The sequence below is a fragment of the Aeromicrobium sp. S22 genome (assembly GCF_009661045.1).
GTDB classification, from domain to species: Bacteria; Actinomycetota; Actinomycetes; order Propionibacteriales; family Nocardioidaceae; genus Aeromicrobium; species Aeromicrobium yanjiei.
This window is the reverse complement of record NZ_WJWV01000001.1, coordinates 312,481-328,272: the sequence shown is the minus strand read 5'-3', so window position 1 is coordinate 328,272 and position 15,792 is coordinate 312,481. Positions and strand designations below refer to the sequence as shown.

Sequence of the window (15,792 nt, the reverse complement as noted above, 5' to 3'; positions counted from 1 at the left end):
CGATCAGCCGCCGAGCGACGTGCGGAAGCGTTGCATGCCCGAGATCCAGTGATCGGTGTCGGCAGCCTTGCGGGCGTACATCGTGCCGACCTCAGGGTGCGGCAGGGCGAAGAACCGGCCCTCCTCGACCGCCCCGAGCACCACGTCGGCGACCTCGAGCGGCGTCACCGGCTCACCCGCGCTCACCACCGAGCGCATCCCGAGGGACGCATCGGCGTCCCCGGCCGACTCCCCCTCCGAGAGCATGTCGGTGCGCACGCCCATCGGGCACGCGCACACGACCTGCAGGCCACGATCGCCGTACGTCGCGGCGAGCCACTCGGCGAAGCCGACCGCCGCGTGCTTGGTCGTGGAGTACGTCGGTGAGCCCAGCTGGGTCAGCAGACCCGCGGCCGAGGCCGTGCTGACGAAGCAGCCGCCCGCACCGCCCGCGGCGGCGCGCTCGAGCCAGCCGGGCACCAGCGCACGGGCCGCCAGGACGTGGGAGCGCACGTTGACGTCCCACGACGAGGCCCACTCCTCATCGGACGCGTCCAGGCCGAAGCCCCTGAACACGCCGGCGTTGGCGAAGAACACGTCCACCTCGCCGGCAGCCGCGATCAGCGCCGCGACGTGCTCGGGGTCGGCGGCGTCGCCCGCGACGTGCGAGACGCGTCCCGGGTGGTCGGCGCCGAGCCTGGCCGCCGTCCGCTCGAGGCGGGACGCGTCGAGATCGCCGATGACGACCGTCGCGCCCCGCTCGAGCAGGCGCTGGGCCAGCGCCTCACCGATGCCGCTCGCGGCACCCGTGACGACGGCGACCGCGCCGCCGACCTGGAGGGTCACCGATACTTCTTGATCTCGGCGCGGGCCAGGGCGTTCTTGTGCACCTCGTCCGGTCCGTCGGCGAACCGCAGCGTGCGCATGCCGGCGAACCACTCCGCGAGCGGGAAGTCCTGGGACAGGCCACCGGCTCCGTGCACCTGGATGGCCTTGTCGAGGATCCACTCGACCGCGGCCGGGGTCGCGATCTTGATGGCCTGGATCTCGGTGTGCGCGGCCTTGTTGCCCGCGGTGTCCATGAGCCACGCGGCCTTGAGGGTCAGCAGCCGCAGCTGCTCGATCTTGACCCGCGACTCCGCGATCCAGTCGCGGACGACGCCCTGGTCGGCGATCGGCTTGCCGAACGCGACGCGCTCGAGGGCCCGCCGGCTCATCATCTCGACCGCGCGCTCGGCGATGCCGAGGGACCGCATGCAGTGGTGGATCCGGCCGGGCCCGAGACGCGCCTGGGCGATCGCGAAGCCGTCGCCCTCGCCCGCGATCAGGTTGGCCGCCGGCACGCGCACGTCGGTGAACCGCATCTCGGCGTGGCCGCCGTGGTCGCGGTCGTGGTAGCCGAAGACGCGCATCCCGCGGATGATCTCGAGGCCGGGGGTGTCCCGCTCGACCAGGATCATCGACTGCTGGCGGTGCCGGTCGGCGGTCGGGTCGGTCTTGCCCATGACGATGAAGATCTTGCAGTCCGGGTTCATCGCGCCGGTGATCCACCACTTGCGACCGTTGATGACGTAGTCGTCGCCGTCGCGGACGATGCTGAGCTCGATGTTGGTGGCGTCGGACGAGGCGACCTGGGGCTCGGTCATCGCGAACGCCGAGCGGATGTCGCCCGCGAGCAGCGGCTCGAGCCACAGCTTCTTCTGCTCGTCGGTACCGAACATGCTCAGCACCTCCATGTTGCCCGTGTCGGGCGCGGCGCAGTTGAAGACGGCCGGGGCCATCTGGATGCTGCGTCCGGTGATCTCGGCGATCGGCGCGTACTGCAGGTTCGTCAGGCCGGCGCCGTTCTCGCTCGGGTCGAAGAAGTTCCACAGCCCCTGCGCCTTGGCCTTCTCACGCAGCTCCATGACGATCGGGGGGAACGTCCAGCGGTCGTTCGCGACGTTGTCCTCGATCTGCTCCTTGAGGATCCCCTCGGCCGGGTAGACCTCGGCGTCCATGAACGCCTCGACCTTCGCGATGAGGTCGAGCGTCTTGTCGTCGTGTCCGAACTGCATCTCACTCACCTGCCATGACGTAGACGACCTCGGCGATGCAGACGGGCTTGTCGGCACCCTCACGCTCGATCACGAAGTTGATGATCACCTGCGTGCCGATCGCGATGTCCTTGGTGTCGACCAGCGTCGCGGTGGCGCGCAGCCGCGAGCCGACCGGGACCGGGCTGGGGAAGCGCACCTTGTTGGCTCCGTAGTTCATGCCGAACGCCAGGCCGCGGATGTCGTAGATCTGCGAGCCGAAGACCGGCAGCAGCGACAGCGTGAGGTAGCCGTGGGCGATCGTCCCGCCGAACGGGCCCTGGGCAGCGCGCTCGGGATCGACGTGGATCCACTGGTGGTCGCCGGTCGCGTCGGCGAACGTGTTGATCTGCTCCTGGGTCACCGTGAGCCACTCGCTGGTGCCGAGCTCCTCACCGGCGGCGGCCTTGAACTTGTCGAGACTGTCGAACACACGGGGCATGGGGGACCTCACTGAAGGACGATTGCGGGTAAGCGCTTGCTTAGCCCGCACCCTAGCCGCCGCGCGGGCCACGCGCCAGAGGTCAGATGAGATGGACGACCACGGGCACTGCGCCCAGCGCCGCGGCCAGGACGGTGGCGGCGCGATCGAGGACGCTCCAGGACGCCCGCTCCGCCCAGGTGCGGTCGTGGGCGGTCGCGAACCCGCGGGCGTCCATCGCGATCGACGAGGCCGACGCCCCCCGCAGCGCCTGCACCAGCAGGGCGAAGGACATGTCGGCGATGTACGGACCGTTCGTGAACGGGTTGCGGCCCGCTCCGAAGCCGCGGGCCCGCCGGACCCGGTCGAGCTGTTGCCACGCGAGGTGGAAGCCGAGGAATCGCTGCAGTGCGGCCGAGAACGCCGCCACCATGCGAGCCGGCAGCCGCAGCGACTGCGCGAGGTAGTCGCCCAGCCGGGCCGGGTCGAGATAGCCCAGCATGACCGAGCCGGGCCACGCGAGCACCAGGATGCGCAGTCCGGCCGTGACCGCCTCACGCTCGTCCCGGCCGCCGAGCCGCCACGTGGAGTACACGATCGTGACCGCCGCGACGGCCGACAGGAGCAGGCACAGCAGCGGATAGCGCCACGACGGCAGGAACAACAGCGCCGCCAGCGCGTACGCCCCGACCGCCCACGCGGCAGTCGTGAGATCGCGGACGAACAGCGAGCCGATCAGCGAGAACAGGCCGAACGAGAAGAGCACCAACGGGTTGAGCCGCACCACGAGCGACCTCATCGCAGCGCCCCCTCGGCCAGCGCGATGTCGACGTCGCGGTCCAGGTCGGCGTCGTGCGTCGACACCACGACCGTGGCGCCGGCTCGCCGCGTCGCCGCGATCCAGCCGGCGACGGCCGCCCACGTCGACGGATCCTGGCCGACCGTCGGCTCGTCGAGCAGCACCAGGCCCGGCCGGTGCGCGAGCCCGGCCGCGATCGCGAGGCGGCGCTGCTCGCCGCCGGAGAGCCGATAGGGGTTGCTGGGCGCGAACCGTCCGAGCCCGAAGACGTCCAGGATGCGGTCGACATCGACCTCACGGCCGAGGCGACGAGCCGAGTGTGCGACCTCGTCGGCGACGGTACGCGTCAAGAAGCCGTGCTCGGGATTCTGCGGCACCCACCCGGCGACTGCTGCCAGGGCGCGCGACCTCATGGCCCGCATGTCAGGGGTCACGGTGCCTTCGCTCACCTTGACCAGTCCGCCCACGACCGCGACCGCGGTCGACTTGCCCGCACCGCTCGGACCCGTGAACGCCGACACCTGCCCTGGCAGGATTGTCGCCTGCAGCCCTTCCAGCGCACGGGTGCGGCGGACGCCGCGCAGGGTCCGCAGCACGAGGTCCACCGAGACGCCGTCGAGCACGACCTCGGGGGCAGGCCCTGTCGGTGCGACCAGCTCGGCGGGGACGTCGAGCGGGACGGGGACGGTCATGCCGGGCGCCCACACGCCGGACGGCGCGGGGCCGGCCAGGAAGGACGCCACGTCACCGTCGGCGACGACCCGGCCGTCGGCGGAGAGCACGACGACCCGGTCGACGTGCTCCAACCAGGGACCGATGCGGTGCTCGACCACGATCATCGTGCGACCCCGGGCCGCCGACACGATCGCGTTACGGACCGTCGCGGCCGTGTCGGCGTCCAGCATCGCGGTCGGCTCGTCCAGCAGCATGACGTCGGGCTCGAGCGCCAGCACCCCCGCGAGGGCGAGGCGCTGCTGCTCACCGCCCGACAGGGCTCCCGTCGGGTGCTCACGACCCTGGCGCAGGCCGACGGCCTCGAGCGCGCCGTCGACCCGCGTCCAGATCTCGTCGCGCCGGACCCGGAGGTTCTCCAGGCCGAAGGCGACATCGCGACCGATCTGCTCGGCGACGACCGCATCGGCGGGATTCTGCAGGAGCAGACCGATGCGGCCGTCGACCGTCGCGGAGCCGGTCAGGTCGCCCGCGATCGTCGTCCCCAGCGCACTTGCGAGCCCCAGGAGCATCGTGGACTTGCCCGAGCCGCTCGGGCCGACGAGCAGGACGCGCTCGCCGGCACCGATCGACAGGTCGAGCCCGGCGACGACCGGCTCACGGCGGCCGAGCGGCCGCCACGTGAAGCCGTCGAAGCGGACCTCTCCGCGCACCTAGACCTCGACGGCCTGCTCGCGCCCGGCCCCGAACGCGTCCAGGACGCCGGTCCTCGCAAGGGCACGGACCAGCGCAAAACCGCCCAGTCCGGCGATGACGACGCCCGAGGTGACGAAGAAGCCGAGGTGCGCGAGCTTGTAGGGCCAGTCCCAGTCGGGGTAGTACGACGACCACTCGTAGACGGCCTCGAAGCCTGCCGCGACGGCGCCCGCGAGCGCCGCGACGACGAGGCCGAACCGGCGGTAGAAGAACAGCAGGAACACCAGCTCGGCGCCGATCCCCTGCCAGAAGCCCGAGGCCAGCGTGCTGAATCCCCACTGGCTGCCGCCGATGACGACGGTCGACACCGCCGCGGCGATCAGCTCGGTCGCGAACGCGGCGCCGGGCTTGCGGACCACCAGGCCGCCGACGACTCCCGCCGTCAGCCAGACTCCCGCGAGCAGGGCCGAGCTGGGCGGATAGCCGAAGACGGCCAGGTCGCTGAGCGGCTCATAGGCCTTGTTCCACCCCCAGAAGATGACGCCGAAGGCGACACCCAAGGTGGCGATGGTGACCAGGTCGATCGTCCGATAGTGGACGTAGAACCCGGATGGGGACGTGTGTGCAGAACTCATCGTGACTCCCTTCGCCGGTACTAACCGGTGCAGGTTCAAGGGTCTGCGGCGGATCCGCACTCTCAGCGCCCTCTGCGTGGCGCTCCCCTGTCGTGTGCTTCGAGGTTACCCCGTGATGGGCCGAGGCGCGGCCCGGATCACCGACCGGTCAGTCGATCGCCGATCCGCGCGAGGCGGCTCGGGCGGACGAGGCCGCGGTCCTCGCGGCGATCAGCCTCCCGGTACAGGCCGTACATCGCGCGCACGCCGAGCCATCGCAGCGGCTCCGGCTCCCAGCGACGGACCGACCGGTCGACCCACGGCAGGGCGGTGAGATCGGACTCGCGACCCAGCACGAGATCGGCGAGCGTACGCCCCGCGAGGTGGGTCGTGGTGAGCCCGCTGCCGACATAGCCGCCGGCCGAGCCGAGCCCGGTCGACGGGTCGTACGACACGCTCGCGCACCAGTCGCGGGGGACGCCGAGCACGCCGCACCACGCGTGGGCGATCGCCGCGCCACGGGTCGCGGGGAACATGCCGTGCAGGATGCCGGTCAGCGACTCGACGGTCCATGCCTGCGTCCGGCCGTCGACGTCGGTGCGGGAGCCGAACCGGTAGGGGATGCCGCGTCCGCCGAGCGCGATCCGGCCGCCGGCCGTGCGCTGTGCGTAGCAGTACGCGTTGGCCCGGTCCCCGAGCAGCTCGGCGCCGGCCCAGCCGATCTCGTCCCAGACCGCCGCGGGCAACGGCTCCGTCACGATCATCGCCGAGTTCATGGGCAGCCACGTACGACGCTGGCCCCGCACGCTCGCGGTGTATCCCTCGAGGCAGCGCAGGATCCGGGCCGCCCGCACGACGCCGTGATCGGTCGTGGCGACGCCCGGCTCGATCCGGGTCACCCGGGTCCCCTCCAGGATGCGTACGCCGCGCCGCTCGGCCGCCGCGGCGATCCCGGCGACGAGCTTGGCCGGGTGCACCCGCGCGCAGTGCGGGCTGAACGTGGCACCAACCGCACGGTCGACGTGCACCCGCTCGCGCAGCTCGTCGACGCCCAGCTCGCCCCGGTGCGAGTCGCCGATCCCCCACGACGCGTCGTCGGCCAGGCCCTCGCGCAGGCGGACGAGCTGGGACGGCGACCGTGCCACGTAGAGCACGCCGTCCTTCGCGATGTCGGCGTCGATGCCCTCGACCCGGCACACCTCGATGACGTCGTCGACCGCCCGCTGCATCGCTCCCACGAGTGCCCGGACGCCCTCCGCGCCGTGCGTCGCGGCGTACCGTCCCTTGCTCCCCGACAGCTCGGCCGAGAGCCAGCCGCCGTTGCGGCCGGACGCCCCGAAGCCGGCGAACTCGGCCTCCAGCACCACGATGTCGAGCGACGGGTCGAGCCCTGCGAGGGCGTAGGCGGTCCACAGTCCGGTGAGTCCGCCGCCGACGATGCAGACATCGCAGTCGAGGTCTCCGTCCAGGCCGGGACGCTGCTCGGGCCGGCCGATCTGCTCCCACCAGAACGAGACGCCGCCGTTGATCACGTCCTCATGCTGTCACCGCCGGACGCCGATAGCGTGGGGACCATGACGACCGCAGAGAACTTCCTGCTCGTGCTGACCGACTCCGACACCGGCAAGGCCCCGATCGGACAGATGGCCGTCGAGCCCGTGTTCGGCGGGGCGTTCTTGTTCGACCTCGTCGCGGCCGGTCGGCTCGAGCTGCAGGGCACGGGACGCAAGGCGCGCCTCGTCGTGACGGATCCGACCCCGGTGCCGGATCCACTGCTGCAAGCGGCGTTCGAGCGCGTCCTCTCGGCGCGCCGTCCGCTGACGCCGCAGAGCGCGGTCTCGCGGCTGGGCAAGAAGGGTCGCGAGCGGACGTACGACGCGCTCGCCGCCGCGGGTGCCGTGCGTCCGCGCCCGGAGAAGGCACTCGGCCTCTTCCCGGTGACCCGCCACGACGTGGTGGACGTCGCTCGCCGCGAGGCGCTGCTGGCAGGCATACGCGCGAGCCTGCTGAACGGCCAGCCGGCCGACGAGACCACCGGCCCGATCATCGGTCTGCTGTCGGCCGCCGACCTGACCAAGGCTGTCGTCGACAAGCCCGACCGCTCCCTGGCCAAGGCGCGCGCGAAGGTCATCTCCGAGGGCGACTGGGCCAGCGCGAGCGTGCGCAAGGCCATCCAGGCCGCGCAGAGCGCGATCACGACGACCATCGTCGCGGCGACCATCGTCACGAGCTCGTCCAGCTGATCCGCACGCGAACGGGGAGGGACCCGAAGGCCCCTCCCCGTTGCGCTCCTGCCCGGACTACTTGGTGATCCTCACCGCCTTCGTGGGGCTGGTGACGCCCGCGTAGTTGCCGTTGCCGGAGTACACCGACTTGATGCGAGCCGTGCCGGTCTTGGTGACCTTGACCTTGGTGCTCACGACGCCCTTGGCGGCCGCCGAGACCTTCAGCGTGCGGGTCAGGACGTACTTCCCGCCGGACTTCTTGACGTAGACCTTGACCGTGCCGGTCGGCTGGGTGCCCGCCGTCGCGCCGCGGACGTAGGTCTTGACCGTGAAGGACTTGCCCTTCTTGACCTTCGACTTCGACGAGGTCTTGGCCGTCGTGGCCTTCTTCTTGACCACGTGCTTCGCCGTGGCGACCCCGCTGGGGTCGACCTTGTCGGTGCCGTTGAAGACCGCCTCGACGTCGTACGTGCCGGCGTTGAGCGTCTTCGGCAGGCTGAACGTCGCCGTGCCCTCGTCGCCGAGCTGCACGTCGAACGAGGTGCTGCCGTAGGAGACGGTCACCGTGCCGCCGTCGCCGTTGGCGACGCCGACCGAGCCCTTGACGCCCGTGCCGTACACCGAGGTGTCCGACGCCAGCACCATCGCGATGCCCGACTTGCCCTTGGTGAGGGTCAGCCCGACCACGTTGGACTCCGAGCGCTGGGCCGAGGCCGTCTGCCCGAACACCGCGGTGAACGAGTGCTCGCCGGCCTTGAAGCCCGCGGGGACCTCGAGCGTCGCCGTGCCGTCCGTGACGTCAGCGGTCCCCAGGGACGTGTCGCCGTCGAAGAACTCGACGGTCCCTGCCGTGTCGGTGCCCGTGACGGTCGCGGTCAGCGTGGCGCTCTCGTTGATCCCCGGGATCTCCGGGGACAGTGCGAGCGTCGTCGCGGTGGCGGTGAGCACGGAGATCGAGCCCGTGGAGGTGAACCCGGTTCCCGAGCCGACCGCCGTGACGGTCGCCTCGCCGATCGCGGCGTCCGTGGGCAGAGCAGCCGTGAGGACGACCGTGCCGCTCGCGTCGGCCAGCGCCTCACCGAGGCTCGCGGCGCCCACCGTGAAGGCCACGGACTCGCCCGAGCGGTAGCCCGAGGCCGTGAACGTCACCTGGTCGCCGGGGGCCGGCGTCGTGTCGCTGACCGTGACCGCACCGGTCGTCCCGGACGCCGCCAGCTCGGCACACGCATCGCCCTGCACACCAGCCGCGGGCAGTGCCACGGCGGAGCCGGTCACGCCGTCGTCCTCGCGGACGACGAGGTTGTCCAGCGCCTTCGAGCCCATGACGGCGCCCGAGGTGTTGATGACGGACGTCTTGATCACCGTGCTGTTGGTCGAGCTGGCCAGCTTGTCGCCGAGGATCGGCGACGAGACGACCTTGCACGTCTCGCCCGGGGCGAAGGTGACCTTCTCCATCGTGATGCCGCCGCGCCCCGTGGCCGACCCGAGGACCGACACGTAGCCCGTGACCGGGCTGGACGCCTTGTCGCTCAGGTAGACCGCGATGTCGGCGGTGCCGGGGGCATCACCCTCCGCGACCGACGTGCCGCGGACGTTGATCGTCGTCTCGGTCTTGACCGCGGGCGTGCCCACCGAGGACGACTCGAATGCGAGGTCCGAGAGGTAGACCGCGCCGGCGGGGGTCTCGTCAGCACCCGTCGCCGCGGCGAACCGCACCTCACGGATGTCCGACACGTCCAGGCCTGCGTCCTTCAGCGCGGACGTCGGCACGTTGACCTGCTGCAGCACGAGCTTCTTCAGCAGTGCGGACGTCCCCGACGCCGGCAGGCGGTTGACCGCCAGCGGGTTCAGGGCCGAGACCTTCGAGCTGTAGGTCGCACCCTCGGCGTCGATGACGCTGAGGGTCAGGTCGGTGCCGGCCTGGACCGACTCGTCGGCCGCGATCTTGACCGACAGACGCTCCGCACCAGCAGCGTTGCGCGCCTTGGCCGGCACGCCGACCCGCAGCTCGCTCGGCGTCTGGCCTGCCGTGAGTGCCGTCCACGCGAGCTTGGTGACCGGCGTCGCCGGCACGTTGCCGCCGTTGCTCGCCGGCGTCCAGTGCGGAGCCGCCGACGTGTTGATCGACGTCGTGCAGGCCGGCAGCGCCTGCGGGACCGTACGACCTGCCGCGCTCGCGCACACCGTGGCCGTCGCGGAGCCGACCGGACGGACCAGCGAGCTGGTCGACTCGAACGACGTGATCGTGGCGCGGGCCGAGGCCGGAGCCGTCGAGACGCTGCGGACGTCCTCACCGTTGAGCACGGCGGGAACCGTGCCCGATCCGTCGAACATGGGCAGGAACTGCTTCTCGCCACCGAGGGTCAGGCGGAACCAGCCGGCCATGTAGGCCGTGCCCATGTCGTACTGCTCCTGCGCCGTCATGCGGATGTTGGTGGCCGAGCGCGGACCGCAGACCGCGTCGGTCGACGTCGCGCCCCAGTCGTCGCTCACCGAGTAGCCGTACACACCGGGTGTCCAGACGGTGTTGAAGAAGTTGTGGTTGGCACCCATCGCCCACACGCCGCTGCGCAGCGAGTCGTCGTCGAACGCGTAGCGCGAGTCGTCCAGCATGTGCTGGCCCTGCTGGTTGGAGACGTCGCCGTCGCAGTAGGGCAGGATCACGTTCATCGCGACGTTCGGGACGGTCATGCGCGCGAAGTCGACCGGCGCGAGGGGCAGGATCGTCTTGATCCCCCACGGCTTGTCGAGCGCCTGGTTGAGGGTTGCCGCGGAGGTGACGCCCTCGCCGCCTCGGGAGTGGCCCATCATGCCGACGTCGGTCAGGTCGAAGCGACCGACGAGGTCTGCGGGGCTCATCGGCTGCGTCGCCTCGGTCAGGCCCGGGAGCGGGCTCTGGTCGGCCAGGGCCTCGGCGAGGGTGACGTCCTTGTCGGTCTGCGCGTCGAAGTAGCTGACCGCCTGGCCCTTGCCCGCCTTGTCGAGCATCGAGAGCGTGTCGAGCAGCAGCTGTCCGCGTGCCTGCGCACCCTGGTCGAGCGCGAGCTGGTTGTCGTTGGAGTTGATCGCGTTGGCCGCGATCGAGACGACCGCGTAGCCGTGACTCGCCAGCGCACGGGCCGTGCCGTCGTAGCCGGCGAAGCTCGGGACGTTGATCTGTCCGGGGTTGCAGGGCCAACGCGTCGCGGGCGTCACGCCGGTGCTGCACGAGGTGTGACGGCCGTGCAGGAGCAGCACGGTCGGGCGCGCCCCGCCGGTCTTGGGCAGGTAGATCTTGCCCTGCATCTCACCCTTGATGCCGCCGATGCCGGCCAGGGGAATGGACTGCGCGCCGAAGTTGTAGACCGACTCGGTGATCTCGTAGCGACCGGTCGAGGCGGGGTTGGCGTCGAGCTCCTCGGCCTGCGCCGCGAGCGGTGCTGCGGTCGCGGCAGCGCCCAGGCGGGCGGCGATGCCGGTCGACGGCTTGCTGAACCAGCCGGCGTCGACGTCGTCGGCCTTGACGACACCCGCGTCGGTCGTGAACACCGAGAGGCTCTTGCCGTCGCCGGACTCGGTCGCGATGCCGATCGACCGGCCGTCGACCTCGATCGTGGGCGCGTCCGAGACCATGGGCAGCTTCTTGTCCAGGTCGACCGTGACGAGATAGCCGCCGGGGGCCTGGGAGACCGACCAGTCCGAGCCGGAGGCGAGCTCTCCGTCTGCGGCTGACGCACCGGACGGCAGGGACACCAAGGGGATGGTCACGAGGGCGGCGGTCAGACCGAGTCGCCATCCGTGACGTCGTTGAGATAACAACACACAGCTCCTTAACGGGGGATGTCCGTCCGGCATGTCGACAACGTCGACCGGGAGACTCGGGCGGGCGCGACCAGCGTCGACGCAGTCGGTTTCTGGATGGTTTCGCCGTACGTCACGAGCGTGTTTCGAAGTCGCCTGGGCGGTTAACAAATGGCGTCGGACCACGTCGGCGCGTGTGCTATCGACGTGTGCGCGGGCCCGCAGCCCAACCGGCGGTAGGACAGAATGTGGCCATGTCCGTGCGCACCCCTGACCCGAATCCCGGCTGGCTCCCCGACTTCGCCCTCGACGAGACGCGGGCCCGCGTGCCGATCCTGTACGTCGAGGCCGTCCCGGTGCGCGTCGACGCCAACGGCAACGTCGAGCACATCGGCATCCTGCTGCGCGGCTCGTCGACGACCGGCGCGATGACCCGCACCCTGGTGTCGGGTCGCGTCCTGCACGGGGAGGCGGTCCGCGACGCGCTGCTGCGCAACCTCGAGAAGGACCTGGGGCCGACGGCGTTCCCGCAGCTGCCGACCTCGATCGTGCCGTTCACGGTCGCGGAGTACCTCCCCTTCCCCGGCGTCTCCGCGCTGCACGATCCGCGTCAGCACGCGGTCGCGCTGGCGTACGTCGTCGCCGTGACCGGTGAGTGCAACCCGCGCCAGGACGCCCTCGAGCTCACCTGGCTCACGCCCGAGGAGGCCGCGCACCCCGACGTGCTGGCCGACATGGAGGGTGGCCGCGGCGTGCTGCTCAAGCAGGCCCTCGCCCACGTGGGCGCCCTGCGCTGATGTCGTCCCTGCTCGTCCGAGCAGCCGTCGAGGACGACCTGGCAGTGATCCTCGGTTTGACCGCCGAGGACTCGATGCACTACTTCGACGAGCCGGCGGGCGTCTCGACCCGCCAGCGCGCGGCCTTCGCAGAGATCACCGCCGACGCGCACCAGGACCTCCTGGTCGGTGAGATCGACGGGACGGTCGTCTGCACCGCCCAGGTCACCTGGATGCGCATGCTGTCGGCCGACGGCGGGCTCTACTGCCAGGTGGAGGCGGTGCGCACGGCTGCAGCATCCCGGGGGCGCGGCATCGGCGGCGAGCTGATGGCCTGGATCGAGGCCGACGCTCGCCGGCGCGGCGCCGCGCGGCTGCAGCTGACCAGCAACCGGCAGCGCACGCGGGCTCATGCGTTCTACGAGCGGCTGGGCTACGTCGCGTCTCACGTGGGGATGAAGAAGCACCTGTTGTGACGCGCAGCCCGGCCGGGCGTAGTCTGAATCCTGAGACAGTTCGTATCAGGATGTGGACACATGGGTGAGACCGGGGCGCGCGCACCGAGCCGCTGGCTGATGCTCGGCGTCTCGATGCTCGGCCAGGTCGCCGCCACGATCTACGTCAACGGCGCCCCGTTCCTCATCCCCTACCTGCACCTTGAGCGCGGGCTGAGCCTGCCCGAGGCCGGCGTCATCGCGGCTGCGCCGTTCGTGGGGGTCATGGCCACCCTCGTCCTGTGGGGGCTGGTGGTCGACCGGATCGGGGAACGCGCCAGCATGGCGACGGGCCTGGCGATCGTCACCGTGGGCGCGACGGGGGCCGCGTTCAGCTCGTCTCTGGTCGCGCTCGGCGCCTGGTTCGTCCTCGGTGGCATCGGTGCGGGCAGCACCAACTCCGCGAGCGGGCGCATCGTGGTCGGCTGGTTCCCGGCCCACCGCCGTGGCCTCGCGATGGGCATCAGGCAGACCGCCCTGCCGCTCGGCGTCGGCGCCGCCGCCCTGCTGGTGCCCAACACGGTCTCGACGGAGGGGCTCCGCGCGACCCTGCTCGTCACGGCGGCGATCTGTGCCGCGGCGACCGCACTCGCGGCCCTGCTGATCGTCGACCCGCCCCGGCCCAGCCGCCAGCAGGCCGCCGACAGCGGACAGCTCGTCAACCCGTACCGCCGCGACCACCGCCTCACCCGCATCCACCTGGCCTCGGCCCTGCTCGTGATCCCGCAGTTCACGGTCTGGACCTACATGCTGGTCTGGCTGATCGACGAGAAGGGCTGGTCGACGTTCGCCGCGAGTGCGCTGGTCGCCGCGACCCAGCTGCTCGGCGCGGCCGGCCGGATCGGCGCGGGCTGGTGGTCCGACCGAGTCGGCAGCCGGCTGGGCCCGATGCGCGTGGTCGCGATCGCCGCGGCGGCGACGATGCTGGCCCTGGGCCTGCTGTCCGGGACCCCCCTCGGCATCGCGCTGATCGTCATCGCGACGGCCGTGACGGTCGCCGACAACGGCTTGGCGTTCACGTCCGTAGCCGAGATCGGCGGTCCGTACTGGTCCGGACGGGCCATGGGTCTGCAGAACACCGGCCAGTACGTCGTCTCGGCCGCAGTGCCCCCGCTGATCGGCGCGCTCATCTCCGGGCACGGCTACGCGGTCGCGTTCGCAGTCGTCGCGCTCGCCCCGCTCCTCGCGATCCCCCTCGTCCCAGTCCGAGGCGAACGTCTCTCAGCGACCGACTGACCCCGCCCGCGCCTCGCGAGGACTCAGGCCGTACGCGTCGCGGAAGGCGCCGTTGAACGTGCTGACCGACCCGAATCCCGAGGCGTGCGCGATGTCGGCCACGCTCCGATGCACCCCGGCCGGGTCGTCGAGCCGGGCCCGGGCGCGGGCCAACCGGGTCGAGCGGATCATCTCGGACGGAGTCGTACCCGCGGCCTGGGCGACTGACTGGACCTGCCGCAGGGACCAGCCGAGCCGACGCGCCAGCGAGGACGGCGTCAGGGTCGGGTCGTCGGACTGAGCGCGCACCAGCGCGACAGCGGCCTGCGCCAGCTCGGGCCAGCGCTCAGTCGCGTCGTCGGCCAGGCACTGGGCCAGGAGTCGCGCCAGCGCGGCCGTCACCTCGCGGAAGTCCGTCTCCGACAGCTGTCGCCGCTCGGCCGACAACTGTGTCGTCATCGAGGCGACCACGGCACCCATCCCCGAGCGCAGGTCCAGCACCCGCGGCTCCCGCGGGATGATCGCCCGCGGCCACATCGACTCGGGGACGCTCACGACCCACGCTCGCGCCCCCGCCCCGTGTGAGAGCGCGAAGGCCGACGTCATCGACACCGCGACGGCGCCGCCGGGCCCGACCCGCACCTCGCCGTCGGGCCGCGTCACCCGAAGCTCCCCCGTGCGCGGAACGAGCACCCGCAGGCTGCGGTCGTCGTCCGTCCGGGCCGCGCGGGCCCGTCGCTCGTACGTGATGGCATCGGAGCTGAACTCCACGAGCTGCAGCTCGCCCGAGCGCTGGACGACTGTTTCGCCCCAGAACCCGGAAGGCCGCTCGAAGACGAAGTCGAGGCCCCCGTGATTGAACCGCACGTGCTCGCGCCAGAGGTCGGGACGATCCGACGCCTCGACCTCGGACGTGTCGAGGTGCGACACCTCGTAGTCCGTGCCGACCACCACACCGCCTCCGCACCGCGCCATGGGCACCGCGCACGGGGCATCGTGCGCGTCACCGTCAGCTCGCTGCGCGTTCCCGGAAGACCCTCGCAGCCGAACGCCTGGATGCTGGACCTTATTGTGTCGCTCGTCACATCGGGCGGCAAAGATCCGAGGAGACACACATGCAGACGGTCCAGGTCAACGGCGCAGAGCTCGCCTACACGGACTCCGGCCCCACCGACGGCGTCCCGGTCCTGCTCAGCCATTCATTGTTCTTCGATCACTCGATGTTCGACGACCTGCGCGACAAGCTCGTCGAGGCCGGACACCGGGTCGTCGCGTACGACCACCGCGGCCAGGGAGCCAGCTCGCCCGGCACGCGTGACGAGCTCGCGGTGGACGCCCTCACCGACGACGCCGCCGCGCTGATTCGCGCACTCGACCTCGCCCCGGTCCACGCCGTCGGGAACTCCCTCGGCGGCTTCGTCGCGCTGCGCCTCGCAGCACGCCACCCTGACCTCCTGCTGTCCGCTGCCGCGCTCGGCTCGTCCGCGGAGGAGGAGCACCAGCTCGAGGCGTTCGCCCCCCTCGTCGACCTGCTCTGCGAGGTCGGCGGCGCCGAGCACGTCGACACCTTGCTCCACATCATGTTCGGGGACACCAGCCTCGCCGAGCAGACCCCCGCGGTCGAGCACTGGCGAACGTCCATGGCCGCACTCGGCCCCAGCATCGGTGACGCCGCGTGGCAGGTCATCCACCGTGGCCGGATCGTGGAGGAGCTGGCCGATTGCCGCGTACCCGTCCTGGCGATAGCGGGCAGCGAGGACCACGCCTATCCGCCGCCCATCTCGGACATCAACATCGCCGAGGCGGCTGCCGGGTCGTACCGGACCGTGTCCGCGGCGGGCCACTCCGTCGCGCTGGAGCAGCCTGACATCGTCGCGAGTCACCTGCTCGAGCACTTCGCCGCAGCTCCCGTACGCTGAACGCCCCTCTGGTCCGGCGTGTGTGACACACCACATGCACCGGACCTTTGGCATGCCTTAGTCGGCGATGGCAAGGCCCACCGGATACTGTCAGCCCTACTGTCACGGTCCGTGTCGTCAGGGAATT

At 71.2% G+C, this 15,792-nt stretch carries 14 protein-coding genes and 1 riboswitch; of the genes, 5 read left to right on the top strand and 9 right to left on the bottom strand.

From position 1 onward, the window contains the following. Nucleotides 1-3: 3 nt before the first annotated feature. The 7 genes from GEV27_RS01630 to GEV27_RS01600 all read right to left on the bottom strand — a co-directional run bounded on the left by GEV27_RS01630 (nt 4) and on the right by GEV27_RS01600 (nt 6,788). A complete protein-coding gene (locus GEV27_RS01630; RefSeq protein ID WP_194944167.1) occupies nt 4-825 on the bottom strand; it encodes an SDR family oxidoreductase in 822 nt (273 codons plus the stop codon). Next, nucleotides 822-2,036: an acyl-CoA dehydrogenase family protein gene (locus GEV27_RS01625; RefSeq protein WP_153909852.1), complete on the bottom strand. Its 1,215-nt coding sequence runs from the start codon at nt 2,034-2,036 to the stop codon at nt 822-824. Before GEV27_RS01625 ends, GEV27_RS01630 begins: the two co-directional genes overlap by 4 nt. Before the next feature lies 1 nt (nt 2,037). Next, nucleotides 2,038-2,496 (bottom strand): MaoC family dehydratase, encoded by a 459-nt coding sequence (locus GEV27_RS01620; protein ID WP_153654697.1) that lies wholly within the window; start codon nt 2,494-2,496, stop codon nt 2,038-2,040. Nucleotides 2,497-2,578: 82 nt separating this feature from the next. Further along, nucleotides 2,579-3,274, bottom strand: coding sequence for an energy-coupling factor transporter transmembrane protein EcfT (locus GEV27_RS01615; RefSeq protein WP_153654698.1), 696 nt, complete (start codon nt 3,272-3,274; stop codon nt 2,579-2,581). Further along, nucleotides 3,271-4,659, bottom strand: a complete 1,389-nt coding sequence (locus tag GEV27_RS01610; RefSeq protein ID WP_153933299.1) for an ABC transporter ATP-binding protein — start codon at nt 4,657-4,659, stop codon at nt 3,271-3,273. The genes GEV27_RS01615 and GEV27_RS01610 overlap by 4 nt, the downstream gene beginning before the upstream one ends. After that, entirely contained in the window at nt 4,660-5,277 is a 618-nt protein-coding gene (locus GEV27_RS01605; RefSeq protein WP_153654700.1) for an ECF transporter S component, read from the bottom strand. Next, a riboswitch (TPP riboswitch) is annotated at nt 5,267-5,376 on the bottom strand. Its footprint overlaps the gene before it by 11 nt. 38 nt (nt 5,377-5,414) lie before the next feature. Next, complete coding sequence (locus GEV27_RS01600) at nt 5,415-6,788, bottom strand: FAD-binding oxidoreductase (protein WP_309221972.1); 1,374 nt, start codon at nt 6,786-6,788, stop codon at nt 5,415-5,417. Nucleotides 6,789-6,830: 42 nt separating this feature from the next. On the opposite strand from GEV27_RS01600, the gene GEV27_RS01595 reads away from it, so the two are divergent. Further along, a complete protein-coding gene (locus GEV27_RS01595; RefSeq protein WP_194839901.1) occupies nt 6,831-7,499 on the top strand; it encodes a GPP34 family phosphoprotein in 669 nt (222 codons plus the stop codon). A 57-nt stretch (nt 7,500-7,556) separates the two neighbouring features. On the opposite strand, the gene GEV27_RS01590 is transcribed toward GEV27_RS01595, so the two are convergent. Then, nucleotides 7,557-11,213: an Ig-like domain repeat protein gene (locus GEV27_RS01590; RefSeq protein WP_194944104.1), complete on the bottom strand. Its 3,657-nt coding sequence runs from the start codon at nt 11,211-11,213 to the stop codon at nt 7,557-7,559. 302 nt (nt 11,214-11,515) lie between these two features. Here GEV27_RS01590 and GEV27_RS01585 point away from each other — a divergent pair, with 302 nt between their 5' ends. From GEV27_RS01585 to GEV27_RS01575, 3 genes are read left to right on the top strand one after another with little or no spacing between them, the layout of a single operon-like run. Then, nucleotides 11,516-12,058 carry a DUF4916 domain-containing protein gene (locus GEV27_RS01585; RefSeq protein WP_153654704.1) on the top strand — a complete coding sequence of 181 codons (543 nt, stop codon included), beginning with the start codon at nt 11,516-11,518 and terminating at the stop codon, nt 12,056-12,058. Continuing rightward, nucleotides 12,058-12,513, top strand: coding sequence for a GNAT family N-acetyltransferase (locus GEV27_RS01580; protein ID WP_153933297.1), 456 nt, complete (start codon nt 12,058-12,060; stop codon nt 12,511-12,513). The genes GEV27_RS01585 and GEV27_RS01580 overlap by 1 nt, the downstream gene beginning before the upstream one ends. A gap of 60 nt (nt 12,514-12,573) precedes the next feature. Continuing rightward, a complete protein-coding gene (locus GEV27_RS01575) occupies nt 12,574-13,767 on the top strand; it encodes an MFS transporter (protein WP_153933296.1) in 1,194 nt (397 codons plus the stop codon). Here the strand turns inward: GEV27_RS01575 and GEV27_RS01570 are convergent. Then, nucleotides 13,753-14,697, bottom strand: a complete 945-nt coding sequence (locus GEV27_RS01570) for an AraC family transcriptional regulator (RefSeq protein ID WP_309221971.1) — start codon at nt 14,695-14,697, stop codon at nt 13,753-13,755. The two genes, GEV27_RS01575 and GEV27_RS01570, sit on opposite strands and share 15 nt — an antisense overlap. 164 nt (nt 14,698-14,861) lie before the next feature. Here GEV27_RS01570 and GEV27_RS01565 point away from each other — a divergent pair, with 164 nt between their 5' ends. After that, complete coding sequence (locus tag GEV27_RS01565; RefSeq protein WP_153654708.1) at nt 14,862-15,665, top strand: alpha/beta fold hydrolase; 804 nt, start codon at nt 14,862-14,864, stop codon at nt 15,663-15,665. Nucleotides 15,666-15,792: the final 127 nt, after the last annotated feature.

Coding starts and splice junctions, on each gene's coding strand:
- GEV27_RS01615 (WP_153654698.1), bottom strand. CDS start 3,274: ATGAGGTCGCTCGTGGTGCGGCTCAACCCGTTGGTGCTCTTCTCGTTC.
- GEV27_RS01565 (WP_153654708.1), top strand. CDS start 14,862: ATGCAGACGGTCCAGGTCAACGGCGCAGAGCTCGCCTACACGGACTCC.
- GEV27_RS01620 (WP_153654697.1), bottom strand. CDS start 2,496: ATGCCCCGTGTGTTCGACAGTCTCGACAAGTTCAAGGCCGCCGCCGGT.
- GEV27_RS01625 (WP_153909852.1), bottom strand. CDS start 2,036: ATGCAGTTCGGACACGACGACAAGACGCTCGACCTCATCGCGAAGGTC.
- GEV27_RS01575 (WP_153933296.1), top strand. CDS start 12,574: ATGGGTGAGACCGGGGCGCGCGCACCGAGCCGCTGGCTGATGCTCGGC.
- GEV27_RS01585 (WP_153654704.1), top strand. CDS start 11,516: ATGTCCGTGCGCACCCCTGACCCGAATCCCGGCTGGCTCCCCGACTTC.
- GEV27_RS01595 (WP_194839901.1), top strand. CDS start 6,831: ATGACGACCGCAGAGAACTTCCTGCTCGTGCTGACCGACTCCGACACC.
- GEV27_RS01605 (WP_153654700.1), bottom strand. CDS start 5,277: ATGAGTTCTGCACACACGTCCCCATCCGGGTTCTACGTCCACTATCGG.
- GEV27_RS01580 (WP_153933297.1), top strand. CDS start 12,058: ATGTCGTCCCTGCTCGTCCGAGCAGCCGTCGAGGACGACCTGGCAGTG.